This is a genomic window from Dongia sp. agr-C8, assembly GCF_054658695.1.
The window spans coordinates 1,095,343-1,120,128 of sequence record NZ_BAAGHZ010000002.1 but is presented as its reverse complement, the minus strand read 5'-3'; the positions used below and the strand labels follow the sequence as shown (position 1 = coordinate 1,120,128).

Genomic DNA, 24,786 nt, shown 5'->3' with positions numbered 1-24,786 from the left:
GGCCTTGTGACAGGAGAGGCCAGATGAAGAAACCGGAAACCCGGATCGAGATTTCGCGCGCGCAGTTTTCCAGACTGACGCGGCGCCAGGCTTTGGCTGGCGTCGCATCGGCGGCGGCGCTGACGGCGTTCGGCGGCAGGGCCAGGGCGGCGGAGGGGCTGAAGGTTGCGGCGGTATTCGCGACGCCGGTCGAGGAGCCCTGGGTGCACCAGATCCATGTGGCGCTGATGCAGGCCAAGGAGAAGCTCGGCATCGACTACAAGTGGTCGGAGCATGTCGAATCCTCCGACTACGAGCGCGTGCTCCGGCAATATGCCCGCGGCGGCACCCAGCTGATCATGGGCGACGCCTTCGCCGCGGAGGAAGTGGCGCGCAAGGTCGCCAAGCAGTTCCCAGAGGTCGCCTTCGTGTTCGGCTCGGGCTCCGGCCCGGTCGATCCCAATTTCAGCGTGTTCGACAACTGGATCCACGAGCCCGCCTATCTCTGCGGCCTGATCGCCGGGAAGATGACCAAGACCAACGTGGTCGGCACCGTCGCCGCCATGGACATCCCGGAAGTCGCACGGCTGACCAACGCCTTCTACCAGGGCGCCCGGGAGGCGAACCCGAACGTCAAGCGCAAGACCACCTTCATCGGCTCATTCTTCGATCCGCCCAAGGCCAAGGAAGCGGCCCTGGCGCAGATCGCCGCCGGCGTCGACGTGATCTACGCCGAGCGCTTCGGCGTGATCGAGGCGGCGAAGGAGAAGGGCATCCTCGCCATCTCCAACATGTCCGACCAGTCGGAGCTGGCGCCCGACACCGTGATTACCGGGCCGATCTGGGACATGTGGCCGACGGTGCAGGCAGCGGTGAAGCAGGTGCAGGCCGGCGCCTACACCGCCTCCGACTTCGGTGCTTTTTCGCTGATGGCCAAGCACGGCTCCTATCTCGCGCCGTTCCACGGCTGGGATGCGAAGCTGCCGGCCGACGTGAAGAAGCTGGTCGCGGACAAGCAGGCGGCGATCCTCGACGGCAGCTTCCGCGTCAACGTGGACGAGAACACGCCGCCGTCGGACTAACTCCCTCGCCGACACGCTTTTCATTTTCCCCTCCCCCGATCTCGGGGGAGGGGACTCTCGTTGGTGTCGCTTGACCCCTCTTCTCAGCATGCACGGCATTTCCAAGAGTTTCGGCGCGGTGGCGGCTTGCCATGGCGTCGACCTCACGCTGGCCGCGGGCGATATCCTCGGCCTGCTCGGCGAGAACGGAGCGGGCAAGACCACCTTGATGAACATCCTGTTCGGCACCTATGCGGCCGATGCCGGATCAATCGCGATCGACGGCAAGGACGTCGCGATCGCGGATTCCGCCGATGCGCTGCAGCTCGGGATCGGCATGGTGCACCAGCATTTCCACCTGGTGCCGAAGCATACGGTACTGGAGAACCTGCTGGTCGGGCGGCCCGGCCGCTCCGGCGCGCTCACCAAGCGCAAGGTGATCGCCGAGCTCGAGGCGCTGGACCGGGATTTCCATCTTCACCTCGATCCCAATGCGTCGGTGGCGCGGCTTTCGATCGGCGAGCAGCAGCGGGTCGAGATCGCCAAGGCGCTGATCCGCGGGGCGCGCATCCTGATCCTCGACGAACCGACCGCGACCCTGACGCCGCGCGAGGCGCAAGGCCTGTTTCGCGCCTTGAAGGCGATGACGACGAAAGGGATCGGCGTCATCTTCATCAGCCATAAATTGGGCGAAGTGCTGGAGCTCACCAACAAGATTGCGGTGATGCGGCACGGCGCGCTGGTGGCGGAGCGGACGAACGACGGCAGCCTGTCGAAAGCCGAGCTGGCGCGGCTGATGTGCGGGCGCGAACTCGACCCGCCGCAAAAGCCGAAGGCGATGCCGGGTCCGGCGCTGCTCGAGCTCACGCATGTGACGACCGGCGGCAAGGGCCGGGTCGCCTTGAAGGACGTGACGCTGGAGATCCGGGCGGGCGAGATCCTCGGCATTGCCGGCGTCTCCGGCAACGGGCAGCGCGAGCTGGCCGACCTGGTGGCCGGCGTGCTGCCGCCGGTCTCCGGCACGATTGCGGTCGGCGGCGAGCTGGTGCTGGATCCCAGCCCGCGGCGGATGCAGGCGCTCAAGGTCGGCCGCGTGCCGGAGGACCGCTTGAGCACCGGCATGATCTCCAGCCTGCCGCTGGAAGAGAGCATGGCCTTGCCCTGGATCACCCGGGCACCATTCAGCCGCAACGGCATCCTCGATCGCGGCGCGATCCGCCGCTTCGCCGCGAGCCAGATCGAGGCCTTCGACATCCGTACCTCCGGCCCCGAGGCGCGCACCGGCGCGCTGAGCGGCGGCAACCTGCAGAAGGCCTTGCTGGCGCGCGAGCTCGCCATGCAGCCGAAGCTGCTGGTGGCGGCGCAGCCGACCCGGGGCATCGACATCGGCGCGACCGAGTTCGTTCACCGGCAGCTGCTCGATCTCCGCGCCAGGAACGGCGGTGTGCTGCTGATCAGCGAGGACCTGGAGGAGCTGTTCGCGCTCTCCGACCGGATCGCGGTGCTCTATGCCGGAAGGGTGATGGCCGATCTACCGATCGAGGCGGCGACGGTCGAGCGCGTCGGCCTGCTGATGGCCGGGGTCATGGAAGTGCAGGGGGAAGAGAGGCCATGATCCGCGTCCGCCTGGAACGCCGCACTGAAACGCCGGTCTGGATACAGATCACCCTGCCGATCGGCGCGGTGGTATTGGCGCTGCTGCTCTGCAGCCTGCTGGTGGCGATGGCGGGCGCCCCCGTGCTCGAGGCCTATTCCTTCCTTTTCCTCTCCACCTTCCAGACGCTCTACGACGTGCAGGACACCTTGGTGAAGGCCTCGCCGCTGATCTGGACCGGGCTGGCGGTTGCGGTGGCCTTTCGGGCCAAGTTCTGGAACATCGGCGCCGAGGGCCAGCTGATCGCCGGGGCGATGGCGGCGGCCTTCATCGGCCAGCGCGAATTCCTGCCGGAATGGACCTTGATCCCGGCGATGCTGCTGGGCGCGATGGCGGCGGGCGCGCTCTGGGCGCTGATCCCGGCCTTGCTCAAGGTGCGGCTCAAGGTCGATGACGTGGTCACCACCCTGCTCGCCAATTCGATCATGCTCTACGGGCTGATGGCCCTCCTGGAAGGGCCGTGGAAGGACCCGGTCAGCAACTATCCCAACTCGCCGGTCATTCGCGAGGCGGCGCAGTTTCCCATCCTGGTTGGCGACAGTCTGCATATGGGCGTCGCAGTCTCGATCGTCGCCGTCATCATCGTCTGGTGGTTGATGGAGCGCACCACCACCGGCTTCGCGATCAAGGCGGTCGGCGCCAACCCACAAGCCGCCGCCTATGCCGGCTTCTCGGTCGGCGGCGTCATGCTGGGCGCCGCCGCGATCTCCGGCGCGCTGGCGGGCCTCGCCGGGGCGGGCGAGGTCGGCGGTATCCGCTACCAGGTCGTGTCGGATGTTTCCTCGGGTTACGGCTATGCGGGGATCGTGATCGCGACCTTGGCCGACCTGAAGCCGCTGGGCGTGATCCCGGCCGCCTTGTTCTTCGCCATTATCATGAACGGCGCCGATGCGATGTCGCGGGAGACCGGGGTGCCGGTCTATCTCGCCGACGTGATCCAGGGCGTCGCCCTGCTGACCATGGTGGCGGGGCGGCTGTTCACGCTCTATCGGTTTCGGATCGTGCGCCCAGGAACCAAGCCGGGGGTGGCGCATGGATAGTTTCGCTTCCATGATCGATCTCGGCTTCCTCGCGGCCTTGCTGCGGATCGCGACGCCGCTGCTGCTCGCCACCATGGGCGAGCTCTATGCCGAGCGCTCCGGCGTGCTCAACCTAGGCATCGAGGGAACGATGCTGCTGGGCGCGATGACCGGATTCACCGCGGCCTATTTCAGCGGCAGCCTCTGGCTCGGCGTCGGCGCGGCGCTGGCGACCGGGGCGCTGGTCGGCCTGCTGATGGCGCTCCTGACCGTGGTGCTGGGCGTCAGCCAGCACGTCTCCGGCATCGGTACCACCTTGCTGGCGAGCGGCCTCGCCTTCTTCTTCTACCGCATGATCTTCGGCCAGCCGGCGATCCCGCCCAGCGTCGTGGCCTTTCAACCGGTGCTGTTCGACCAGACGGCGCTTACCTATCTCGCACTCCTGTCGGTGCCGGTGACCTGGTGGGCTTTGCATAAGACGCGCTGGGGCTTGAACCTCAGGACGGTCGGCGAGAATCCGCGGGCGGCGGATACCGCCGGCGTCAGCGTCTGGTCGATGCGGATCCAGGCCCTGGTGATTTCGGGTGCGCTGATGGGCGTGGGCGGCGCCTTCCTCACGCTGTCGCAATTCAACGCCTTCACCTTCGGCGTCATCTCGGGCCGGGGCTGGGTCTGTATTGCTCTGGTGGTGTTCGGGCAGTGGATGCCCTGGCGCTGTGCCGGCGGCGTGGTGCTGTTCGCGATGATCGAGGCCCTGCAACTCAGATTGCAGGCGCACAACGTGCTGCAGATTCCCTACGAGATCTTCCTGATGCTGCCTTTCGTGATGACGATCCTCGCCATGGCCCTGGTCTCGCGCAACGCCCATGCGCCCGCCGCCCTGCTCATTCCCTTCCGCAAGGAAGAGCGCTGAAGGCCGCTTAAGCGCCTGCGTTCGCTGAAAGTCTGGAACTTCCCTCCGAATCGGTGGGGAACCTTCATGGGGGCAGCGGTTTGCTTCCCCCATGGACGGGTCCTCTCCCCTGGTGGTCGAAGCGCGGCAGGCGGCGAAGTCCGCCGGGCTGCGCTATGCCAGCGACGAGCAGCCGGGCATCCGCCGCAAGGGCGCAGGCAAGGGCTTTCGCTATCTCGACGCGGACGGCAAGCCGGTCAAGGACCCGAAGACCCTGAAGCGGATCCGGGCCCTGGCGGTGCCGCCGGCCTGGACCGAAGTCTGGATCTGCCCCGACGCGGAAGGTCACATCCAGGCGACCGGCCGCGATGCCCGCGGTCGCAAGCAATACCGCTATCACGCCGATTTCCGTGCCATCCGCGAGGACGGCAAGTACGAGCATATGCTCGACTTCGCCGCGGTGCTGCCGAAGCTCCGCGCGACCGTGGCGGAGCATATGGCGCGCAAGGATTTGAGCCGCGAATGCGTGCTCGCCACCATCGTGCATCTCCTGGAGACCACGCTGATCCGCGTCGGCAACGGCGAATATGCCAAGCAGAACAAGAGCTATGGCCTCACCACGTTGAAGAACCCGCATGTGAGGATCGAGGGCTCGGCGCTCCGCTTCCAGTTCCTCGGCAAGAGCGGCAAGACCTGGCGCCTGCAGGTCAACGACCGCCGGGTCGCGAAGATCGTGCGCACCTGCCAGGAGCTTCCCGGCCAGCAGCTGTTCCAGTATCTCGACGCCGAGGGCCAGCGGCAGGGCGTCACCTCGTCGGACGTCAACGCCTACCTGCGCGAGATCGCCGGTAAAGACATCACCGCCAAGGATTTCCGTACCTGGGCCGGGACGGTGCTGGCGGCGGTGGCGCTGCAGGAATTCAGCGAGATCGATAGCCAGGCCAAGGCCAAGCGGAACCTGAAGGCCGCGATCGAGAGCGTGGCGACCCGGCTCGGCAATACCGTCACGATCTGCCGCAAATGCTACATCCACCCCGAGATCATCAACGGTTATCTGGCCGGGGATCTCGCCATCAACATCAAGGACAAGATCCACCACGAGCTCTCCCGCAAGCTGCAGGGATTGAGGCCCGAGGAGGCTGCCGTGCTCGCGCTGCTGGAGCGGCGGCTGAAGTTGTCCCTATCGGGGCGGGTTGGGACCGACAAGCTCAAGGCATCGCTCGCGCCGCGCAAGGCGGCGTAGGCATTTTACAACGGGAGAGTCTGCATGAAACCGCTCGCTATCGTCGGCGTCATTCTGATCGTCCTCGGCATTGCCGGGCTGGTGATTCCGCGCTTCAGCTACACCACCGAGGAGAAGGTGCTCGAGGTCGGCCCGATCGTCGCGACCGCGGAGAAGGAGCATTCGGTCCGCGTGCCCGACATCGCCGGCGTCATCGCGGTGATCGCCGGCGGCGCGCTGGTGTTCATGTCGCGCCGGCGCCGCGCCTGACCGAGCGGAGCCGCGTGCGATGGCCCAAAGCGCGGCATCATCGCTTCCTATCGATCCGCTTGTCCCCGAGACTGACGGGCCGCGCAGCGTGCCGGTGAACCTGCCGGCCGAGTGCGTGCCCGAAGTGGAGGAGAAGAAGCCGGAAACGACGGCTGAGGCCTTCGCGAACGCCGAGAAGCCGCTGCCGACCGACCCGAAGACGATCTATCTCGGCGGGTTGTTCGCGCTGGCGGTCCTGGTTGCCTGCTTTTTCGCGCAGGCGGTCATCGTGCCCTTCGTCATGGCCGTCGTGCTGAAGATGATGCTGCAGCCGCTGGTCCGGATGCTGGGTCGGTGGAAGATGCCGCGGGCCGTCGGCGCGGTGGCGGCGATGCTGGTGCTCGCCGCCGTGCTGGTCGCGCTCGGCTTCCTGCTCTCGATGCCGGCGGCCTCCCTGGCGGAGGCGATCACCCAGGGCCTGCCGCGGCTGGAAGAGCGGCTGCGCTTCCTGCAGGGGCCGATCAGCGATCTGCAGGCCTTCCTCGCCAAGGCGCAGGAGGTGGCCGGCGGCGGCAACGGCGAGAACCCGGTCGCCATCGAGAAGATCGGCGTGTTTGGCTTCATCTTCAGCGGGACGCGCGCGGCGATCGAGGGCCTGCTCACCACCGGCATCATTCTCTTCTTCCTGATGCTGTCGGGCGACACCTTCCTGCGGCGCGGCGTCGAGATCCTGCCGAATTTCGAGCACAAGCGCCGCGCGGTCGAGATCTCGCAGCAGGTCGAAGCCGACATCTCGGTCTACCTGCTCACCATCATCAGCATGAACGCGATCGTCGGCATCGCCGTCGGGCTGGCGGTCTGGCTCTGCGGCGTCGGCGATCCGATGCTCTGGGGGGCGCTCGCCTTCATCCTCAATTTCGTGCCGATCATCGGCCCGATCACCGGCATGGGCCTGCTGATCCTGGCCGGCTTCATGCACTTCCCGACGCTGGGGCTGTCGCTGCTGCCGGCCGGCCTATACCTGTTGATCCATATGATCGAGGGCGAGCTGGTGACGCCCGCCCTGCTGGCGCGGCGCTTCACCATGAACCCGGTGGCCGTGATCATCTCGATCGTCTTCTGGTACTGGATGTGGGGCGTGCCGGGCGCGGTGCTCGCGGTGCCGATGCTGGCGATCGTCAAGATCATCTGCGACCGGATCAAGCCGCTGATGGCCTTCGGCCACTTCCTGGAGGGCGAGGAAGAAGGGGCGGCGGCGCGCTACGTGGCGCGGCTTACGCGAAGAAGCGCTCCAGCACCCGCTCATAAACCCGACTGAGCTTCTCGATGTCGGCGGTGGCGACGTTCTCGTCGATCTTGTGCATGGTCTCGCCGGTCAAGCCGAACTCGATCACCGGGCAATAGTCCTTGATGAAGCGCGCGTCCGAGGTGCCGCCGGTGGTGGACAATTCCGGTTTGCGCCCGGTGATCTCCTGCACCGCGTTGGAAAGCATCTCGGCCAGCGGGCCCGGCGGCGTCACGAAGGCGCCGCCCGAACATTCGACCTTGAGCTCGTAGCGGGCGCCGCCCAGCGACAGGCGCTGGCGGATTTCGGTCTCCAGGCTCTTCGGGTTCCAGGTGTCGTTGAAGCGCACATTGAAGGTGGCGCGCGCCTCGGCCGGAATGACGTTGGTGGTCGGGTTGCCGACATCGACCGTGGTGAATTGCAGGGTCGAGGCCGGGAAATGCTCGGTGCCCTTGTCCAGGGGCTCGGTCAGCAGCGCGATCATCCGGCCCAGGCGGTGCACCGCGTTCTCGGCGAGATGCGGATAGGCGACGTGGCCCTGGATGCCGTAGACGGTGAGCCGGCCGGTCATGCTGCCGCGCCGGCCGATCTTCGCCATCTCGCCCAGCACGGTCGGGTTGGTCGGTTCGCCGACCAGGCAGGCATCGAGCTTCTCGCCCTTCTTCTGCATCCATTCCAGCACCGGCTTGGTGCCGTTGACCGCGACACCCTCTTCGTCGCCGGTGATGAGCAGCGAGATCGCGCCCTGGAAACCGAATTCCCGCTTCGCCAGGAAGCGGTCGCTCGCCGCGGCGAAGGCGGCGATGGCGCCCTTCATGTCGGCGGCCCCCCGGCCGTAAAGCCGGCCGTCGGCGACCGTGCCGGAGAAGGGGTCCTGCGCCCAGTTCTCGCGCGGTCCGGGCGGCACGACGTCGGTATGGCCGGCAAAGCAGAAATGCCTGCCGGTGCCGATCGCCTTCTTGGCGAACAGGTTCTCGACCGGCGGGCCGGCGGGGTCGTCGAATTTCAGCCGGTGGCATTCGAAGCCGAGCGGTTTCAGCGCGCTTTCCAGCACGCCGAGCGCGCCCGCGTCCTGCGGGGTCACGCTCGGGCGGCGGATCAGCTCGGCGGCGAGGGCGACCGGGTCGATCATGATTTAGTCGCGCAGCAATTCGTTGATCGAGGTCTTGGAGCGGGTCTTCTCATCGACCCGCTTCACGATCACCGCGCAATAGAGGCTGGGCCCTGGCTCGCCGTTCGGCAGCGGCTTGCCCGGCAGCGAGCCGGAGACCACCACCGAATAGGCCGGGACGCGGCCGTAGAAGACCTCGCCGGTGGCGCGGTCGACGATCTTGGTGGTCTGGCCGATGAAGACGCCCATCGAGATGACGGCGCCGTCCTCGACCACCACGCCCTCGACCACCTCGGAGCGGGCGCCGACGAAGCAGTTGTCGCCGATGATGACCGGGCCGGCCTGCAGCGGCTCCAGCACGCCGCCGATGCCGACGCCGCCGGAGATGTGGCAGTTCTTGCCGATCTGGGCGCAGGAGCCGATCGTCACCCAGGTATCGACCATGGTGCCGGAATCGACATAGGCGCCGACATTGACGAAGCTCGGCATCAGGACGACGCCGGGGGCGATATAGGCGCTCTTGCGCACCACGCAGTTCGGCACGGCGCGGAAGCCCGCTTCGACGAAGCGGTTCTGGCCCCAGCCGGCGAATTTCGAGGGCACCTTGTCGAACCAGGCGGAGCGGCCTTCCGGGAAGTCGCCGCCGCCGGGAATGAGCTCGGAATCATTCAGGCGGAAGGAGAGCAGCACGGCTTTCTTCAGCCACTGGTTGGTCTCCCACTTGCCCTCTTTCTTCTCCGCCACGCGCACGGCGCCGCGGTCGAGGAGCTCCAGCGCGGTGTCGACCGCGTCGCGCGTCTCGCCTTTGGTCTGGGCGTTGATCTTGGTGCGGTTCTCCCAGCCGGCGTCGATCGCCGCCTGCAATCCCCCGATATCCATGCTTCAGCTTCCCGTCTTCTTTGTGATGTTGAGGGCGGCCAGCCAGTCGGCCAGCTTGTCGGTCGTGTGGTGGATGTAATCCTCGTCGCCGGCCGGCTGCGCCCATTCGCTGTGGGTCGAGATCAGCACCGTGGTCATGCCGAGATCGGCGGCGGGTTTGAGGTTGCGCGGCATGTCGTCGAGGAACGCGGCGCGCTCCGGCACGATGCCATGGGTCTCGATCAGCCGGTCGAAGCTCGCGGCGCTCGGCTTCGGGTCGTAGTTGCCGGCTGCGATGTCGAAGATGTCGGGGAAATGCCGGCTGATGCCGACCTTCTCCATGACGTTCTGGGCATGAGCGACCGAGCCGTTGGTGTAGATCAGCTTCTTTCCCGGCAGGGCGTCGAGCGCGCGGTCGAGCGCGGTGTCGGCGGTGACGCCGCTGACGTCGATCTGGTGCACGAAATCCAGGAAATGCGCGGGATCGACCCCGTGGTTCACCATCAGGCCCTTCAGGGTCGTGCTGTGCTCCCGGAAATACTGCTTCTGCAAGGCGCGCGCGGCCTCCCGGTCGAGATTCAGCAACTGCTCAATATAAAGTCCGATTCGCCGCTCGACCTGGTCGAACAGCCGGCACTGGGCAGGGTAGAGGGTGTTGTCGAGGTCGAATATCCAAAACTCGACATGGGAAAGATCGACCTGCGGCATGGTCCAGGATTCTCGAGAAAAACCAAGGTGGCCGGGGACATTACGGGCGGGTCGGCCGGGGCGCAACGGCACAATTCGGCCGGGGCGGGTAGTGCTAACGCGACGTTAAGGGGATTGCGGGGAAACTGGTCCCAACCCGTCATTCCGCCAGGCGTGAGACTTGATGATCGACTACAGCAAAGCCCGGACGCTGGCGGCGGATGCCGACCCGGAGACGCGGCGGCGTCTCGCCGAGCGGTCCGACGTCCAGCCGGAGATCCTCTATTTCCTGGCCGAGGATGCGGCACCCGAGGTCCGCGCCGGCATCGCCGCCAACAGCGCCACGCCGCGCCAGGCCGACCTGGTCCTGGCCAAGGACAAGGACGTCGGCGTGCGCGAGCGCCTGGCGCATAAGATCGGCCGCCTGGCTCCCAATCTCTCCGGCGAGGAGCGGGCGCATATCCGCGAGCTCACCCTCGAAGTGATCGGGATCCTGGCGGCCGACCGGACCGCGCGGATCCGGCAGGTGATCGCCGAATCCCTCCGCCACACCAAGGACGCGCCGCTGGAGGTGATCCAAAAGCTCGCCCGCGACGCCGAGATCCGGGTGGCCGGGCCGATCCTGGAATCGTCGCCGCTGCTGACCGATGCCGAGCTCATCGAGATCATCCGCTCGAAGCCGATCCAGGGCGCGCTCGAAGCGATCGCCCGGCGCCGCCGCCTCGGCACGCCCTTGGCCGATGCCCTGGTCTCGACCGCCTTGTCCGCGCCCGACGGCGTGCTGGCGGTGACCGCGCTCCTGAAGAACCACAATGCCGAGATCGATCCCGCGACGATGGAGCGGATCCTCGACGTCGCCCCGGGCTTCGGCGCCTGGCACGGGCCGCTGGTCGAGCGGCCGAAACTCTCCGGCGGCATGATGCGGCGGCTGGCCGCCTTCGTCTCCAAGGCGCTGCTCTCGGTGTTGAAGAAGCGCAAGGACGCCGATCCGGAAACCGTGGCGGCGATTGTCGCGGAGGAACAGAGGCGCCCCGCCGAGGAACCGCCGGCGGAACCCGTCGCGGCGGCGCCTGAAGGCGCGGACGAGACCCAGGAGGATGATGCCGTCGCCGACGCGCCGGTCGGCGAGGCCGCGATCAAGGCCGCCATCGCGGGCGAGCAGTTCGCCGCGGTCCGCGCCGCGCTCGCGCGCGACAGCGGTCTGGCCCCTCCCGTGGTGCGGCGGATCCTCGCCTCGGCCAGCGCCAAGGCGATCACCGCGCTCGCCTGGAAGGCGCAGTATTCGATGGATCTGGCCGTGGCCTTGCAGGCCGGGCCCGGCGGCGTCGCCGCCGACCAGGTGCTGCAGCCGAAGAACGACGGCTATCCGCTGAGCGACTCCGACATGGAATGGCAGCTGGAGCTGTCGCTGGCCCCGGCCGACGCGGCTAAGCGTCCGGGCGCCCGCCGCGCTTCTGCCTGATCGCCCGCAAGGTCCTGACCGACCACACCGCCGCCCGCCGCCGGAACCGCCGCGCCGCCTTGCGCGCCGGCAGCTTCTCGCGTTGGTCCTCGAGCTCCAGGCCGACCGTGCGGACCCGGCCCTCCTTGACCGAACGCACCACCAGCTCGACCTCGCCCAGGCGAACCCGGTCACCGACCACGGCGATCTTGCCCAGGCGCTCGTGCATGAAGTCGGCGAGGGTCTCGCCGCTGCGATGCTCGCCGAGATCGAGGCCGTAGACCACGGCAAGCTCGTCCGCCGCGCCTTCGCCGGACAGCATGAACTCGCCGAAGCCCTCGGGTTCGACCTCGGCCACTTTGTGCTCGGCGAAGAGGCGCTGGGCGGCGGCGATCTCGACCGGCGGCAGGATGGCGATCACGTAGTCGCCGACCTCCGGCCTGACGTCGCGGAAGCCCTCGATCGGCTTCTCCTCGCGGATCGCGGCCAGGACCTGGGCGTCGGCCGGCAGGCCCAGGCCGCCGTAGTTGTGGCGCAAGGCGCGCGCACCCGGCTTGACCCGGAAGCCGGCCAGCTCGCGCCCCGCCTTGGGGCCGAGACCGAGATCGAGTGGATCATGGCCGGCATCGTCCTCCGGCACGGTCAGGCCGAGGAAGCGCGCGGCGCGCTGCACCGTCCAGCCCTGGATCAGCAGCGAGACCAGCACCACGACGAAGGCGATGTTGAAATAGCGCTGGGAGTCGGGCACGCCGGCCAGGATCGGGATCGAGGCCAGAAAGATCGGCACCGCGCCGCGCAGGCCCACCCAGGCAATGAAGCCGCGCTCCGGCCAGCTGAAGCGAAAGGGCAGCAGGGCAATGGCGACCGACCCCGGCCGGGCGATCAGGATCATGGCCAGCGCGATGGCGATGCCGTAGGGCAGGTCGGCAATCAGCCGCGACGGCGTCACCAGCAGGCCGAGCAGCAGGAACATGGCGATCTGCGACAGCCAGGCCAGCCCGTCGAGGAAGCGGGCAATCACCTGCTGCGCGCGGTAGGGCGCACGGGCCAGCACGATGCCGGCGATGTAGACCGCGAGGAAGCCGCTGGCATGAAGCAGGTTGGCGCCGCCGAAGATCAGCAGCACGCCGGCCACGATCAGGATCGGGTAGAGCGCCGCGGTGAGGTTCAGCCGCTCGACCAGCCAGCGCAGCGCAAAGCCGCCGGCGAGACCAATGATCCCGCCGCCGATGAAGCCGATCGCCAGTTCCTCCAGCGCGTACCAGCCGGGGGAGAGCGCCGGGTTCAGCAGCAGTTCGACGCAGACCAGGGTCAGGAACACCGCCATCGGGTCGTTCATGCCGGATTCCAGCTCGAGCGTGCCGCCGACGCGGGCATTGACCGCCGAGCCCTTGCCGTGGAGCAGCATGAAGACCGCGGCCGCATCGGTCGAAGCCAGCACCGAGCCCAGGAGTACGCCTTCCAGCGGGGACAGGCCCATGAAGAGATGCGCCAGCCCGGCGATGGCGAAGGCGGAAAGCAGCACGCCCAGGGTGGCCAGGCTGAAGGCCGGCCAGAACACCAGCCGGACCACGTCGCGCGGGGTCCGGAGCCCGCCCTCGAACAGGATGATGGCGAGCGCGATAGAGCCGACCGCGAAGGTGGAGCGATAGTCGGCGAAGGCGATGCCGAGCACACCGTCCTCGCCGGCCAGCATGCCGAGCAGCAGGAAGACCAGCAGCAAGGGGGCGCCCAGGCGCGACGAAACCATGCCCGCGAGAATGCTCAGCAGGATGAGCAAGGCGCCGATGAAGATGAACTGATTGACGAGTTCCATGGCCCCTGCGGATCACCCCCTGACACCCGTGAATGGCAGACCGGCGCCGTCGTCGCAAGCCTTTCGCCCAATCCGGGAATTGGTGAGGCGCTTACTACCTTGGTCGTAGAGCGCGGCCACGGGATTGCACTCGACCGCATGGCGGCGCTGATTTAGTGTCTGATGTCAGGAACATATCTTCAGTCGGGAGTGAGCCGCATCTAGCAATCAGACAGCAGTGGGAGGGAAACCATGAAGAAGCGCGAAACCAAGCGTCCATCGGATCCGTCACGTCGTAAATTCCTGCGCACCGCCGCCACGGCGGGCATCGGCGGCGCCGCCGCCCTGGCCGCGCCGCAAGTGGCGCGGGCGCAGGATCCGATCAGCATGAAGTGGCAGAGCACTTGGCCGGCCAAGGACATCTTCCACGAATACGCCCAGGACTTCGCCGCCAAGGTCAACAGCATGTCGGGCGGGCGGCTGAAGATCGAGGTGCTGCCTTCGGGCTCGGTGGTGAAGGCCTTCGACCTGCTGGATGCCGTCAACAAGGGCACGCTGGACGGCGGCCACGGCGTCGTCGCCTACTGGTACGGCAAGGAAAACGCCCTGGCGCTCTGGGGCTCGGGGCCGGCCTTCGGCATGGATCCCAACATGCTGCTCTCCTGGCATTACTACGGCGGCGGCAAGGAGCTGCAGCAGGAGATCTACTCCAACCTCAACATGAACGTGGTCTCGTTCCTCTATGGGCCGATGCCGACCCAGCCTCTGGGCTGGTTCAAGAAGCCGGTCGCCAAGGCCGAGGATCTGCAAGGCCTGAAGTTCCGCACCGTCGGCCTCTCGATCGACATCTTCACGGCTTTGGGCGCCGCGGTGAACGCGCTGCCGGGGGCCGAGATCGTGCCGGCGATGGACCGCGGCCTGCTCGACGCCGCCGAGTTCAACAACGCCTCCTCGGACAAGGTGCTGGGCTTCCCGGATGTCTCGAAGATCTGCATGCTGCAGAGCTTCCACCAGTGTTCGGAGCAGTTCGAGATCCTGTTCAACAAGGCGAAATACGACGCCTTGCCGGAAGACCTTCGCTCGATCATCACCCAGGCGGCGACCGCATCCTCGGCCGACATGTCCTGGAAGGCGATCGACCGCTATTCCAAGGACTACGAGGCGCTGAAGGCCGACGGCATCAAGTTCTACAAGACGCCGGACGCGGTTTTGAAGGCGCAGCTCGATGCCTGGAGCAAGATCATCGAGAAGAAGTCGGCCGAGAATGCGATGTTCAAGAAGGTCCTGGAATCCCAGAAGGCCTACGCGCAACGCGCCGGCAAGTGGCAAGGCGACACTCTGGTCAGCATGCGCATGGCGTATAACCACTTCTTCGCCGAAGGCTGACGGCGGAGATCGAGACCCCGGGTCCGCGCGAAGCCGGGCCCGGGATTGATCAAGGGGATGGCGGCTGGGTAAGGCGCTCGATTTCATCGATGGGCTCAGCACCTGGTCCGGGCGCGCCTGCGCCTGGGCGATCGTCGTGCTCACCTTGATGATCAGCTACGAGGTGTTCTCGCGCTACGCGCTCCACGCGCCCCATGCCTGGGTGTTCGACGTCTCGGCCATGTTCTACGGCCTACTGTTCATGATGGCGGGTGCCTATACCCTGGCGCATGCCGGCCATGTGCGCGGCGACGTGCTGTACGGCTTCTTCCCGGCGCGGCTGCAGGCCTCGATCGACCTCATTCTCTATGTCGTGTTCTTCATCCCCGGCATCGTGGCGATGGTCTGGGCCGGCTGGTTCTTCGCCGAGGAATCCTGGGCGATCAACGAGCATTCCTCGATCTCGGCCGACGGCCCGCCGGTCTATCCCTTCAAGTTCGTGATCCCGGTCGCGGGCGCCCTGCTGCTGCTGCAGGGCGTGGTCGAGATCGTGCGCTGCATCCGCTGCCTGCAGACCGGCAAGTGGCCGCGCCGCTCCAGCGACGTCGAGGAGGTCGATGTCGACAAGCTGAAGGAGATGGTGCATGTCAGCGACAAGGACATCGCCGCGCTCGACCAATACGTCACCGAAGAGGGCGTGGCGAATGACGGGCCGAAGCCGTGAGAAAGGAGCTCTGGTTCGGCCTCATCCTGATGGCGATCATCCTGGCCGGGACCGCCTATATCCTGCCGGCGCCGTCCGAGATGACCCGCGGCCATCTCGGGCTGCTGATGCTGGCTTTGGTCGTCGTCACCATCATGCTGGGCTTTCCCACCGCCTTCACCTTGATGGGCATGGGGATGCTGTTCACCTGGTTCGCCTTCGACTTCAACACCGAGCTCTCGCTCGAGCTGATGGTGCAGCGGACCTATGGGGTGATGACCAACGACGTCCTGATCTCGGTGCCGCTGTTCGTCTTCATGGGCTATCTGGTCGAGCGCGCGAATCTCATCGAGAAGCTGTTCACCAGCCTGCATCTTGCCACCGCCTGGCTGCCGGGCAGCCTTGCGGTCGCGACCCTGGTCACTTGCGCGATCTTCGCCACCGCGACCGGGATCGTCGGCGCGGTGGTGACCTTGATGGGCCTGCTCGCCCTCCCGGCGATGCTGAAGTCGCGCTACGACATCCGCCTTTCCGCCGGCGTCATCACCGCCGGCGGCTGCCTCGGCATCCTGATCCCGCCTTCGGTGCTGCTGATCGTCTACGGCGCGACCGCCGGCGTCTCGGTGGTGCAACTCTACGCCGGCGCCTTCTTCCCCGGGCTGATGCTGACCGGCCTCTATATTGGCGCGGTCATCGTCCTCTCCTGGCTCAAACCGAGCCTGGCGCCGCCGCTGCCGAAGGCCGAGCGCGTGGTGAAACTCTCGCCGGTGCTGGCGGCGATCTCCGGGGAGCAGCGCCGGCCCTGGGCGCCGATGGCGCTCATCGCCTCGGCTTTCGGTGGATCGGCTACGGTCGCGCGGCCGCGCGCCTTCGCCGAAGTCGCGCTGATGATCATGCCGGTCGCGACCTTCGCGCTGCTGATGGGCCTCATCTATCGCGGCGTCACCGCGCCAGTCGAGGCCGCGGATAACGGCTTGCAGGAGATCGGCACGGCGGCGACCGGCAGCGGCTTCGAGAGCGGCGGGCTGGCGGAGCCGCCGATGGCCGGCGGATTGGAAGAACCGCCGGTGGACGAAGGCGGCCTCGCCGAGCCGCCGCAGGAATCCGGGGGCTTGAGCGAGCCGCCCGGCGCGGAGCCGCCGGCAGCGCCCGCCAATCCCGCGCCGTCGGGCGAGGCACCCGCGGCTGCGGCGGCGGAAGCGACGCCGGTGCCGGCGGCCTTCTGGTGGGTGCTCGGGGTCGGCTTGGCAGGCCTCGCGGTGTTCTATGCGATCCTAAATTTCCAGCGCTACCAGGTCTACCGGTTGCTGCTGCAGTCCTTCGTCCCGCTGAGCGTGCTGATCCTGGCGGTGCTGGGCTCGATCGTGTTCGGCTTCGCGACGCCGACCGAGGCGGCGGCGATCGGCGCGCTGGGCGGCGTGCTGCTGGCGGCGCTCTATCGGCAGCTGAACCGGCGGGTGCTCACGGAATCGGTCTACCTGACCGCCAAGACCTCGGCGATGGTCTGCTGGCTGTTCGTCGGCTCCTCGATCTTCTCGGCGGCCTTCGCGCTCCTGGGCGGGCAGGAACTGATCGAGCATTGGGTGCTCGGCATGGAGCTGACGCCGCTCCAGTTCATGCTGCTTTCCCAGGTGATCATCTTCATCCTGGGCTGGCCGCTGGAATGGACCGAGATCATCGTGATCTTCATGCCGATCTTCATTCCCTTGCTGGAACATTTCGACATCGACCCGCTGTTCTTCGGGTTGATGGTCGCCTTGAACCTGCAGACCGCCTTCCTCTCGCCGCCGGTCGCGATGGCCGCCTTCTATCTGAAGGGCGTCTCGCCGCCGCACGTGACCCTGAACCAGATCTTCACCGGCATGATGCCCTTCATGCTGATCCAGGTCCTGGCGATGTTCCTGCTCTATGTCTTCCCCGAGATCGGGTTGTGGCTGCCGCACATCTTGTATGATTGAGGCGGCGGCGTTGCGCACCCCCCCACCTGGCCTCCCCCCGATTCGGGGGAGGGACTCTATGAAGAAGCTGCTGCGAAAGAGAGCTTGATAAACCCCCGCCCCCGAATCGGGGGCGGGTTGGGGTGGGGGGTAGGTTGCAGCGGCAATGATTTGATACTTGGCTCAGCAGGAGAGCCAAGAAGGCCATCAGCCCCGCGTCACCAAGGTGCCGACGCCCTGCGGGGTGAAGATTTCCAGCAGCATCGCATGGGGCACGCGGCCGTCGAGCACGACCGCGGCCTCGACCCCGCCCTCGACCGCCATCAGGCAGGTCTCGAGCTTGGGGATCATGCCGCCGGAGATGGTGCCGTCGGCGGTCAGGGCGCGGACCTCGCCGGAGGTGAGCTGCGGGATCATCTTGCCCGACTTGTCGAGCACGCCCGGCACGTCGGTCATCATCAAGAGGCGCTGGGCGCCGATCGCGCAGGCGATCGCGCCGGCCGCGGTGTCGGCGTTGATGTTGTAGGTCTGGCGGTTGGGGCCGAAGCCGACCGGGGCGATCACCGGGATGATGCCGTCCTGCTCCAGGCCGTTGAGGATCGTCGGATTAACCCGGTCCGGTTCGCCGACCAGGCCAAGGTCGACCGGCTTGCCGTCCTTCATCATCTTGGCGGGCTTGGCCATCAGCAGATTGTCATCCTTGCCCGAGAGGCCGACCGCGTGGCCGCCGGCGGCGTTGATCGCCGCCACGATCTGCTTGTTCAGGCTGCCGGCCAGCACCATCTCGACCACTTCCATGGTTGGGGCGTCGGTGACCCTGAGCCCGTCGATGAAGGTCGATTGGATGTTCAGCCGCTTCAGCATGTCGCCGATCTGCGGGCCGCCGCCATGCACCACCACCGGCAGGATGCCGACCTGGCGCAACAATACGATGTCGCGGGCGAAGACGCGGGCCAGTTCCGGATCGACCATGGCATGGCCGCCATATTTGATGACGAAGCGCTTGCCCGAATATTTCTGCATATAGGGCAGGGCGTCGGTCAGCGTCTGGGCGGTCTTCAGCCAGTATTTGGTGTCGGTGAAGTTGATGGGGGACTGCGACATCTGCGGCGGCGTCCGATCCGATGCTGTGGCGGGAAAAGGCGGGGCTGACGTTGCGGTCAGTCGCCCGGGAAATCAAGAGTCAATCCTGCCACCAAACCGTCATTGCCGGGCCCGGCGGACAAATGTCCGCATTCGCGGACGGGGCCGGCAATCTTGCGCCAATCGGAGACAGATGCCCGGGTCAAGCCCGGGCATGACGATTCCATAATGTCAGGAGCGATCGACCACCGCGGCCAGCTCGGCGCGGAGCTGGTCGATGCCGGCCTTGCTGCGGCTGCTGGTGACGATGATCTCGGGATGCGCGGCCGGCCGGCGCTCGAGCTGGATGGCGAGACGGGCGCGGGCGATCTCGAGCTCGTCGGGCTTCATCTCGTCGGCCTTGGTCATGATGATCTGATAGGACAGGGCCGCCTTGTCGAGGAGATCCATCAGCTTCAAGTCAGGCTCCTTGAAGCCGACGCGGCTGTCGATCAGCAAAAGCAGGCGAACGAGGTTGGGCCGACCCTTGAGGTAGGCCGAGATCAGTTTCGACCACTCCTGCACCACGGCGCGGCCGACCTTGGCGTAACCGTGGCCGGGGAGATCGACCAGGACCAGCCGCCCGGCGAGATCGAAGAAGTTGATCTGCTGGGTGCGGCCGGGCGTGCGCGAGATGCGCGCCAGGCTGTTGCGGTTGGTGAGGGCGTTGATCAGGCTCGACTTACCGACATTGGAGCGGCCGGCGAAGGCGATCTCGACCGGACCCGGCGGCGGCAGGGCCTCGACCGTCATAGTGCCGGCGATGAAGCGGCATTCCTGCGCGAACAGCCAGGTCGGATCGGTCGCCGTTTTGGCCAACCCGATCAGCCCTTCTTCGACTCGGCCGGCTTGTCCACGCTCTTCGCGTCCCGGGCTTTGTTCGCCTTGTCCAGCTTGCGCATGATGTAGCGCTGCTGGGCGATCGAGAGCGTGTTGTTCCAGGCCCAATAGATCACCAGGCCGACGGTGTTGTGCGCCAGCATGAAGGTGAAGATGAAGGGCATCAGCGCGAACATGCGCGCCTGCACGGGATCCGGCGGCGTGGGGTTCATCCGCATCTGCGCCCACATGGTGAAGCCCATGATGATTGGCCAGACGCCGATCGAGACGAAGGCAAGAATGCCGCCGATCACCGGGATGTGGATGAAGTCGGCCGGATGCCAGGGCAGCAGGCCGAAGAGATTGAGGATCGAGGTCGGGTCCGGCGCCGAGAGATCGCGGATCCAGCCGAAGAAATGTGCATGCCGCATTTCGATCGTGACCGACAGCACCTTGTAGAGCGCGAGGAAGACCGGGAACTGGATCAGGATCGGCAGGCAGCCGGCGGCGGGATTCACCTTCTCGCGCTTATAGAGCGCCATCATCTCGACGTTCATCCGCTGCTTGTCTTCGCCGAACTTCTCCTTGAGCTCAGCCATCTTCGGCTGGAGCAGCTTCATCTTGTTCATCGAGGCGTAGGACTTGTTCGCCAGCGGGAACAGGCAGGCGCGCACCAGCACGGTGAGGCAAAGGATGGCGATGCCGAAGTTGCCGACCGGGCCCAGCACCTTCAGGAAGCTGTAGATGTAGTCGAGCACGATAAAGAGCGGCTTGGCCACGAACCAGAACAGGCCGAAGTCGATCGAGCGGTCGAGCAGCGGAATGCCCAGCCGGTCGCGATAGTCGGCCAGCACGTGCAGCACCTTGGCGCCGGCGAAGATCTGGTTGCTGAAGGTCGCGGTGGCGCCGGGCGCCACGGTCTGAGCCGTGCCGGTGAAGTCGCCCTGGAAGGAATCCTGCTTCGGGTCGTAGAAGGCGCGGGCGCCGACCTTGGCGTCGTTCGGGATGATCGCCGCCACCAGCCAGTATTTGCTGGTGATGCCGATCCAGCCGCCCTGGCTCTCCATCTTGTAGATGCCGGCCTCGCCCGGGTTGTCCACCGCGTGGGAATGCGCGTGGGAATAGTCCCAGGGGTTGGTGAAGACGCCGCCACCCTGGAGTGCCCCGTCCAGCACGCCGATCAGGCCCTCGCGGATGCCGAGCGCCGCGTAGTCCTTGGGCAGGCCGAACTCGACCACGCGGGAATAGGGGACAACGGAAACCGGGGCCGATCCCTTGTTCTCGACCGCCTGCTCGATGGTGAAGAGATAGTTCTGATCGACCGAGAAGGTGCGCTTGAAGATGAGGCCGGCACCGTTGTCCCAGGTCAGCGTCACCGGATGATCGACCGAGAGCGTGTCGCCGGCGGCCTGCCAGACGGTGTCGAAGGCCGGCAGCTTCACATTGGGATCGGCCGAGGTGAAGCCGGCTTCGGCGAACTGCGCCTCGGGGCCACCGGTCGGGCTCAAGAGCACGACCTGCGGGCTCTTCGGGTCGACGGTCTCGGTATAGTCCTTCAGCACCAGGTCATCGAGCCGGCCGCCTTTGAGGGCGATCGAGCCGTGCAGCTTCGGCGTGTCGATGGCGACGCGCGGGCTCTGGGCCAGGGCCTCTTCGCGGGTCTTGGTCGGCGCGGTCGCGCCGGTGCTCGGTGCGGCACTCGGGGCCGCGCTGGGCGCCGCCTGCGTCTGGGCCGGCTGCTGCTGCGCCTGCTGTTCGGCCGCCTGCTGTTGCGCCTGCTGCTGGGCCTGGTGTTCCTTCAGCCGCGGCATCTCATAGAAATACTGCCAGCCGATCATGATGATCGCGGAGAGGACGATCGTGATGATGAGATTTTTCTTGTCCATGATCGGCCGGGCGGAGTCCATTTCTTCTCGATCTTGTCTGGTTGCAGCGATCAGCGCGGATCGGCGACCGCAATTTGGTGATGGTGCTCGGAATCTTCGTGACCCGGGACCGGATCGTAGCCACTGCCGCCCCAGGGATGGCAGCGCAGCAGGCGTCGCGTCGTCAGGTAGGCACCGCGGATCAGGCCGTGCCGCTGCAACGCCTCGATCGCATAGGCGGAGCAGGTCGGCGCGAAGCGGCAGCTCGGCGGCAGCAGCGGCGAGATGAACCACTGATAGGCGCGCACCGGAACGATGGCGATCCAGGCGAGCATCAATGCGTCTTTCGTGCGGCTTTGGTGCGGTTGAGGCTCTGCTGGAGATCGCGGCGCAAGTCGTCGAACGGGCGATCGACGGTCGCGGGGCGCGCGATCAGCACCAGGTCGAGGCCGGGATTGGCACCGCTCGCGATCATCTCTGCGGCCAGCGCCTTCAAGCGCCGGCGCGCGCGGTTGCGCTTCACCGCATTGCCGACCTTGCGGCTGGCGGTGAAGCCGACGCGAATGGTGGCTTCGCCGGTCTCGTCTGTTTCGGGCTGGGGTGCGGCCTGCAGGATCAGGCCGGGAGCGGCCCATTTGCGCCGGAGCGCGGCCACGCGCAGAAAATCGGCGCGCCGCTTCAGGCGGCCGACGGATGAAACCTTCGGGCGCTCATCCTTGCCCACCAGGTCTTAAGCGCTGAGGCGCTTGCGGCCCTTGGCACGGCGCGAGGACAGGACTTTGCGGCCGCCGACGGTCTCCATCCGGGACCGGAAACCATGGCGACGCTTGCGGACCAGCTTGGACGGCTGATAGGTGCGCTTCACGACACAAAACTCCACGAAATTCAGCAATTTGGGATTTCGCGGGGTGTATAGAGAAACCGACCCCCCAAGTCAATCAACCTGGGCCGCTAATGGCCGCGGCCGGTGTGGGGTCTGGCCGGTTCCGGGATGGCATATTCATTCCCGGATTTGATGCTGTCGAGCACGATGGAAGAGCGGATTCCCGCCACTTCCGGAGCCCGCATCAGGTTCTCGCTGAGGAAGTCCGAAAAAGCCTTCAGGTCGGGGACCGCGATCTTCAGCAGGTAATCGGCCTCCCCGGTCAGTGCCTGGCATTCGAGTATTTCCGGCAAGGCTTTGACCCGGCGATGAAAATCGCCCATGCCGCCCTCGCTGTGGATCTTCAGGGTGATCAGGCAATAAGCGGTGAGGCCGATGCCGATCTTCAGCGGGTCCAGCACCGCCTGGAAGCGCCGGATATAGCCGTCCTCGACCAGCCGGCTGACCCGCCGGGAAACCTGCGAGGCGGAGAGATTGACCTTCTGCCCCAGGTCCACATTGGAGAGCCGCCCGTCATGCTGGAGCGCCTCCAGGATGCGCAAGTCGTAGGGGTCGAGATCGGCAGCATGATCCATGCATCGAGAATAGCGGAAATGCAAGAAACCCGCAATTTCGGAGGAGTCTGAGCCCAGATCGCACGAAACATGCACATTATTCGCACTATATTCAGGTTTCAGGCGTGCGTTCTGGGAGGAAGCGATGGGTCAGGCTGATTTCGCGAATACCAAGACGGCGATGTCCGATCTCAATCCGATGGGAACCCGCGGATTCGAGTTCGTCGAGTTCACCGGGCCTGACCCCGCGACCCTGGACCGCACCTTCCGCCTGCTCGGCTTTCAGCCCATCGCCCAGCACCGCTCCAAGCCGGTGACGCTCTACCGCCAGGGCGACGTCAATTTCATCCTCAATGCCGAGAAGGACGGCTTCGCCGGCGCTTTCGCCGCGGCGCATGGCCCCAGCGTCTGTGCGATCGGCATCCGGGTCGATGACGCGCCGGCCGCCTTGCGCCGGGCCCAGGCCTTGGGTGCCAAGGTGCTGCTCTCCGAGGCCGGGCCGATGGAAGTGACATTGCCGGCGGTCGAGGGCATCGGCGGCAGCCGTATCTTCTTCATCGATCGCTTCGGCGGGGAAGGCTCGATCTATGACATCGACTTCCGCCCGCTGCCTGACGTCGAGCGCAACCCGAGCGGCGCCGGCCTGAAGATCGTCGATCACCTCACCAACAACGTCTATCGCGGCAGGATGGATTTCTGGGCGGAGTTCTACGAGCGGCTCTTCAACTTCCGCGAAATCCGCTACTTCGACATCGAGGGCAAGCTGACCGGCCTGAAGAGCCGGGCGATGACCAGCCCCGACGGCAATATCCGCATCCCGATCAACGAGAGCGCTGACGACAAGTCGCAGATCGAGGAATACCTGCGCGAATACAAGGGCGAGGGCATCCAGCATATCGCGCTCTCGACCGACGACATCTACGCGACCGTCGCCCAGCTCCGCGCCAACGGCGTCGCGCTCATGACGCCGCCGCCCGCCACCTACTACGAGATGCTGGACCAGCGCCTGCCGAACCACGGCGAGGACGTCGAGCAGTTGAAGGGGCTCGGCCTGCTGCTGGACGGCTCGCCCACCCATGACGGCCAGAGCGGCGGGTTGCTGCTGCAAATCTTCACCGAGACCATGGTCGGCCCGATCTTCTTCGAAATCATCCAGCGGAAGGGCGACGAGGGCTTCGGCGAAGGGAACTTTCGGGCGCTTTTTGAGTCGATTGAACGCGACCAGGTGCGTCGCGGCGTCCTGACCGACAACGCCGCCTGAGCCGAAGGAGGTCGCACATGGACTCTTATCCGAATCTGCGCGGTGACTATTCGCACATGGCGACCGATTACACGATCTCGCAGGACTGGGCGCGCTACACCGAGGCGGAGCATGCGCGCTGGCGCATGCTCTATGCGCGGCAGGCGAAGCTGCTGCAGCGCTATGCGGCGCAGGAATTCATCGACGGCACCACGGCGCTCGACGCCGGCGACGGCATCCCGGATCTCGAGATCGCCTCGGCGCGGCTTTCCCGTGCGACCGGCTGGCGGCTGGTGGCCGTGCCGGGCCTCATTCCGGAGACCGACTTCTTCGGCCACCTGGCGCGCCGGCAGTTTCCGGTCACCAACTGGATCCGCAAGGCCGACGAGATCGATTACCTGGTCGAGCCCGACATCTTCCACGACTTCTTCGGCCATGTGCCGCTGCTGTTCAACCCGGTCTTCGCCGATTACATGCAGCTTTATGGCGAGAAGGGTGCCGAGGCAGAGAAGCTCGGCACATCGAAGATCCTGGTCCGCCTCTACTGGTACATGGTCGAGTTCGGCCTGATCCGGACCGGCAGCGGGCTCAAGGCTTACGGCGCCGGCATGCTCTCCTCGGCGGCCGAGACCAAATTCTCGATCGAGGACAGGAGCCCGAACCGCCTCCGTTTCGACCTGAAGCGGGTGATGCGCACCAGTTACAGGATCGACGATTTCCAGGAGACCTATTTCGTGCTCGACAGTTTCGACGAGCTGTTCGAGGCGACGCGTCGCGATTTCGCGCCGCTCTACGAGCTCACGCAGCGCCTGCCGGAGATCGCGCCGGACCGGATCGCCGCCGGCGACCGGGTCATCACCTTGGGCGACGGCAGCTGGAAGCAGCGCCGCGCCGCTGCCGCCTGATCGATCTCGAAACGGGCTTGGTCGGCGCGCCTGTGCGGGCGATCACAGAACAAATCATCAACAGGTTAACATTGGGGACTGGCGCGGGCGGGTTCGCCGGTTAGACTCCCGCTGGTGAATTGCGGCCTGCCTCTCCCCAT

At 66.3% G+C, this 24,786-nt stretch carries 24 protein-coding genes; 13 read left to right on the top strand and 11 right to left on the bottom strand.

All coding sequences use genetic code 11. The features are described 5' to 3' along the window. Positions 1 to 23 precede the first annotated feature (23 nt). The 7 genes from ACYQ4T_RS12920 (at position 24) to ACYQ4T_RS12890 (ending at position 7,394) form a co-directional block, all read left to right on the top strand. Positions 24 to 1,061 carry a BMP family protein gene (locus ACYQ4T_RS12920; protein ID WP_459854593.1) on the top strand — a complete coding sequence of 346 codons (1,038 nt, stop codon included), beginning with the start codon at positions 24 to 26 and terminating at the stop codon, positions 1,059 to 1,061. 70 nt (positions 1,062 to 1,131) lie between these two features. After that, on the top strand, positions 1,132 to 2,655 hold the full coding sequence (locus ACYQ4T_RS12915) for an ABC transporter ATP-binding protein (protein ID WP_459854591.1): 1,524 nt from the start codon (positions 1,132 to 1,134) through the stop codon (positions 2,653 to 2,655). Then, entirely contained in the window at positions 2,652 to 3,734 is a 1,083-nt protein-coding gene (locus ACYQ4T_RS12910) for an ABC transporter permease (RefSeq protein WP_459854588.1), read from the top strand. Before ACYQ4T_RS12915 ends, ACYQ4T_RS12910 begins: the two co-directional genes overlap by 4 nt. Further along, on the top strand, positions 3,727 to 4,626 hold the full coding sequence (locus ACYQ4T_RS12905; RefSeq protein ID WP_459854586.1) for an ABC transporter permease: 900 nt from the start codon (positions 3,727 to 3,729) through the stop codon (positions 4,624 to 4,626). Before ACYQ4T_RS12910 ends, ACYQ4T_RS12905 begins: the two co-directional genes overlap by 8 nt. Positions 4,627 to 4,717: 91 nt before the next feature. Continuing rightward, complete coding sequence (locus ACYQ4T_RS12900) at positions 4,718 to 5,848, top strand: DNA topoisomerase IB (protein ID WP_459854584.1); 1,131 nt, start codon at positions 4,718 to 4,720, stop codon at positions 5,846 to 5,848. Between the two features lie 24 nt (positions 5,849 to 5,872). After that, on the top strand, positions 5,873 to 6,097 hold the full coding sequence (locus ACYQ4T_RS12895) for a hypothetical protein (protein WP_459854581.1): 225 nt from the start codon (positions 5,873 to 5,875) through the stop codon (positions 6,095 to 6,097). A gap of 19 nt (positions 6,098 to 6,116) precedes the next feature. After that, positions 6,117 to 7,394, top strand: coding sequence for an AI-2E family transporter (locus tag ACYQ4T_RS12890; RefSeq protein WP_459854579.1), 1,278 nt, complete (start codon positions 6,117 to 6,119; stop codon positions 7,392 to 7,394). Here ACYQ4T_RS12890 and dapE read toward each other — a convergent pair. Genes dapE through ACYQ4T_RS12875 form a run of 3 tightly spaced genes read right to left on the bottom strand, consistent with a single transcriptional unit; the run spans position 7,351 to position 10,038 of the window. Beyond that, on the bottom strand, positions 7,351 to 8,493 hold the full coding sequence (dapE, locus tag ACYQ4T_RS12885) for a succinyl-diaminopimelate desuccinylase (RefSeq protein WP_459854576.1): 1,143 nt from the start codon (positions 8,491 to 8,493) through the stop codon (positions 7,351 to 7,353). The two genes, ACYQ4T_RS12890 and dapE, sit on opposite strands and share 44 nt — an antisense overlap. 3 nt (positions 8,494 to 8,496) lie before the next feature. After that, entirely contained in the window at positions 8,497 to 9,351 is an 855-nt protein-coding gene (dapD, locus tag ACYQ4T_RS12880; RefSeq protein ID WP_459854574.1) for a 2,3,4,5-tetrahydropyridine-2,6-dicarboxylate N-succinyltransferase, read from the bottom strand. 3 nt (positions 9,352 to 9,354) lie between these two features. Beyond that, the gene (locus tag ACYQ4T_RS12875; RefSeq protein ID WP_459854572.1) at positions 9,355 to 10,038 is read right to left on the bottom strand and encodes a pyrimidine 5'-nucleotidase; all 684 of its coding nucleotides are present in this window, start codon (positions 10,036 to 10,038) and stop codon (positions 9,355 to 9,357) included. Positions 10,039 to 10,201: 163 nt separating this feature from the next. On the opposite strand from ACYQ4T_RS12875, the gene ACYQ4T_RS12870 reads away from it, so the two are divergent. Beyond that, positions 10,202 to 11,479, top strand: a complete 1,278-nt coding sequence (locus ACYQ4T_RS12870) for a DUF2336 domain-containing protein (protein ID WP_459854569.1) — start codon at positions 10,202 to 10,204, stop codon at positions 11,477 to 11,479. Here the strand turns inward: ACYQ4T_RS12870 and ACYQ4T_RS12865 are convergent. Further along, positions 11,445 to 13,274, bottom strand: a complete 1,830-nt coding sequence (locus ACYQ4T_RS12865) for a potassium/proton antiporter (RefSeq protein WP_459854566.1) — start codon at positions 13,272 to 13,274, stop codon at positions 11,445 to 11,447. The two genes, ACYQ4T_RS12870 and ACYQ4T_RS12865, sit on opposite strands and share 35 nt — an antisense overlap. Before the next feature lie 231 nt (positions 13,275 to 13,505). Between ACYQ4T_RS12865 and ACYQ4T_RS12860 the strand changes: the two genes are divergently transcribed. The 3 genes from ACYQ4T_RS12860 to ACYQ4T_RS12850 all read left to right on the top strand — a co-directional run bounded on the left by ACYQ4T_RS12860 (position 13,506) and on the right by ACYQ4T_RS12850 (position 17,279). Continuing rightward, positions 13,506 to 14,639: a TRAP transporter substrate-binding protein gene (locus tag ACYQ4T_RS12860; protein ID WP_459854563.1), complete on the top strand. Its 1,134-nt coding sequence runs from the start codon at positions 13,506 to 13,508 to the stop codon at positions 14,637 to 14,639. Positions 14,640 to 14,775: 136 nt separating this feature from the next. Continuing rightward, positions 14,776 to 15,342 (top strand): TRAP transporter small permease subunit, encoded by a 567-nt coding sequence (locus ACYQ4T_RS12855; protein WP_459854561.1) that lies wholly within the window; start codon positions 14,776 to 14,778, stop codon positions 15,340 to 15,342. Further along, positions 15,339 to 17,279, top strand: coding sequence for a TRAP transporter large permease (locus ACYQ4T_RS12850; protein ID WP_459854559.1), 1,941 nt, complete (start codon positions 15,339 to 15,341; stop codon positions 17,277 to 17,279). The genes ACYQ4T_RS12855 and ACYQ4T_RS12850 overlap by 4 nt, the downstream gene beginning before the upstream one ends. 186 nt (positions 17,280 to 17,465) lie before the next feature. Here ACYQ4T_RS12850 and argB read toward each other — a convergent pair whose 3' ends face one another. The 7 genes from argB to ACYQ4T_RS12815 form a co-directional block, all read right to left on the bottom strand. Further along, positions 17,466 to 18,362, bottom strand: coding sequence for an acetylglutamate kinase (argB, locus tag ACYQ4T_RS12845; RefSeq protein ID WP_459854556.1), 897 nt, complete (start codon positions 18,360 to 18,362; stop codon positions 17,466 to 17,468). Positions 18,363 to 18,572: 210 nt separating this feature from the next. Continuing rightward, positions 18,573 to 19,199: a ribosome biogenesis GTP-binding protein YihA/YsxC gene (gene yihA, locus ACYQ4T_RS12840; protein ID WP_459854553.1), complete on the bottom strand. Its 627-nt coding sequence runs from the start codon at positions 19,197 to 19,199 to the stop codon at positions 18,573 to 18,575. 5 nt (positions 19,200 to 19,204) lie between these two features. Next, positions 19,205 to 21,106, bottom strand: coding sequence for a membrane protein insertase YidC (gene yidC / locus ACYQ4T_RS12835; RefSeq protein WP_459854551.1), 1,902 nt, complete (start codon positions 21,104 to 21,106; stop codon positions 19,205 to 19,207). Positions 21,107 to 21,135: 29 nt separating this feature from the next. Then, positions 21,136 to 21,399 (bottom strand): membrane protein insertion efficiency factor YidD, encoded by a 264-nt coding sequence (yidD, locus tag ACYQ4T_RS12830; protein WP_459854548.1) that lies wholly within the window; start codon positions 21,397 to 21,399, stop codon positions 21,136 to 21,138. Continuing rightward, positions 21,399 to 21,788: a ribonuclease P protein component gene (gene rnpA, locus ACYQ4T_RS12825; protein WP_459854545.1), complete on the bottom strand. Its 390-nt coding sequence runs from the start codon at positions 21,786 to 21,788 to the stop codon at positions 21,399 to 21,401. Before rnpA ends, yidD begins: the two co-directional genes overlap by 1 nt. Positions 21,789 to 21,794: 6 nt before the next feature. Further along, positions 21,795 to 21,929 (bottom strand): 50S ribosomal protein L34, encoded by a 135-nt coding sequence (gene rpmH, locus ACYQ4T_RS12820; RefSeq protein ID WP_028099883.1) that lies wholly within the window; start codon positions 21,927 to 21,929, stop codon positions 21,795 to 21,797. 86 nt (positions 21,930 to 22,015) lie between these two features. After that, positions 22,016 to 22,522, bottom strand: a complete 507-nt coding sequence (locus ACYQ4T_RS12815) for an Lrp/AsnC family transcriptional regulator (protein WP_459854542.1) — start codon at positions 22,520 to 22,522, stop codon at positions 22,016 to 22,018. Between the two features lie 124 nt (positions 22,523 to 22,646). On the opposite strand from ACYQ4T_RS12815, the gene hppD reads away from it, so the two are divergent. Together hppD and phhA are read left to right on the top strand one after the other, a co-directional pair. Continuing rightward, a complete protein-coding gene (hppD, locus tag ACYQ4T_RS12810) occupies positions 22,647 to 23,762 on the top strand; it encodes a 4-hydroxyphenylpyruvate dioxygenase (protein ID WP_459854539.1) in 1,116 nt (371 codons plus the stop codon). 17 nt (positions 23,763 to 23,779) lie between these two features. Beyond that, positions 23,780 to 24,646, top strand: a complete 867-nt coding sequence (gene phhA, locus ACYQ4T_RS12805) for a phenylalanine 4-monooxygenase (RefSeq protein ID WP_459854537.1) — start codon at positions 23,780 to 23,782, stop codon at positions 24,644 to 24,646. Positions 24,647 to 24,786: the final 140 nt, after the last annotated feature.

Coding starts and splice junctions, on each gene's coding strand:
- dapE (WP_459854576.1), bottom strand. CDS start 8,493: ATGATCGACCCGGTCGCCCTCGCCGCCGAGCTGATCCGCCGCCCGAGC.
- ACYQ4T_RS12865 (WP_459854566.1), bottom strand. CDS start 13,274: ATGGAACTCGTCAATCAGTTCATCTTCATCGGCGCCTTGCTCATCCTG.
- hppD (WP_459854539.1), top strand. CDS start 22,647: ATGGGTCAGGCTGATTTCGCGAATACCAAGACGGCGATGTCCGATCTC.
- phhA (WP_459854537.1), top strand. CDS start 23,780: ATGGACTCTTATCCGAATCTGCGCGGTGACTATTCGCACATGGCGACC.
- ACYQ4T_RS12875 (WP_459854572.1), bottom strand. CDS start 10,038: ATGCCGCAGGTCGATCTTTCCCATGTCGAGTTTTGGATATTCGACCTC.
- ACYQ4T_RS12900 (WP_459854584.1), top strand. CDS start 4,718: ATGGACGGGTCCTCTCCCCTGGTGGTCGAAGCGCGGCAGGCGGCGAAG.
- yidD (WP_459854548.1), bottom strand. CDS start 21,399: ATGCTCGCCTGGATCGCCATCGTTCCGGTGCGCGCCTATCAGTGGTTC.
- ACYQ4T_RS12910 (WP_459854588.1), top strand. CDS start 2,652: ATGATCCGCGTCCGCCTGGAACGCCGCACTGAAACGCCGGTCTGGATA.
- argB (WP_459854556.1), bottom strand. CDS start 18,362: ATGTCGCAGTCCCCCATCAACTTCACCGACACCAAATACTGGCTGAAG.
- ACYQ4T_RS12870 (WP_459854569.1), top strand. CDS start 10,202: ATGATCGACTACAGCAAAGCCCGGACGCTGGCGGCGGATGCCGACCCG.
- ACYQ4T_RS12895 (WP_459854581.1), top strand. CDS start 5,873: ATGAAACCGCTCGCTATCGTCGGCGTCATTCTGATCGTCCTCGGCATT.
- ACYQ4T_RS12905 (WP_459854586.1), top strand. CDS start 3,727: ATGGATAGTTTCGCTTCCATGATCGATCTCGGCTTCCTCGCGGCCTTG.
- ACYQ4T_RS12890 (WP_459854579.1), top strand. CDS start 6,117: ATGGCCCAAAGCGCGGCATCATCGCTTCCTATCGATCCGCTTGTCCCC.
- ACYQ4T_RS12860 (WP_459854563.1), top strand. CDS start 13,506: ATGAAGAAGCGCGAAACCAAGCGTCCATCGGATCCGTCACGTCGTAAA.
- dapD (WP_459854574.1), bottom strand. CDS start 9,351: ATGGATATCGGGGGATTGCAGGCGGCGATCGACGCCGGCTGGGAGAAC.
- yidC (WP_459854551.1), bottom strand. CDS start 21,106: ATGGACTCCGCCCGGCCGATCATGGACAAGAAAAATCTCATCATCACG.
- ACYQ4T_RS12815 (WP_459854542.1), bottom strand. CDS start 22,522: ATGGATCATGCTGCCGATCTCGACCCCTACGACTTGCGCATCCTGGAG.
- ACYQ4T_RS12920 (WP_459854593.1), top strand. CDS start 24: ATGAAGAAACCGGAAACCCGGATCGAGATTTCGCGCGCGCAGTTTTCC.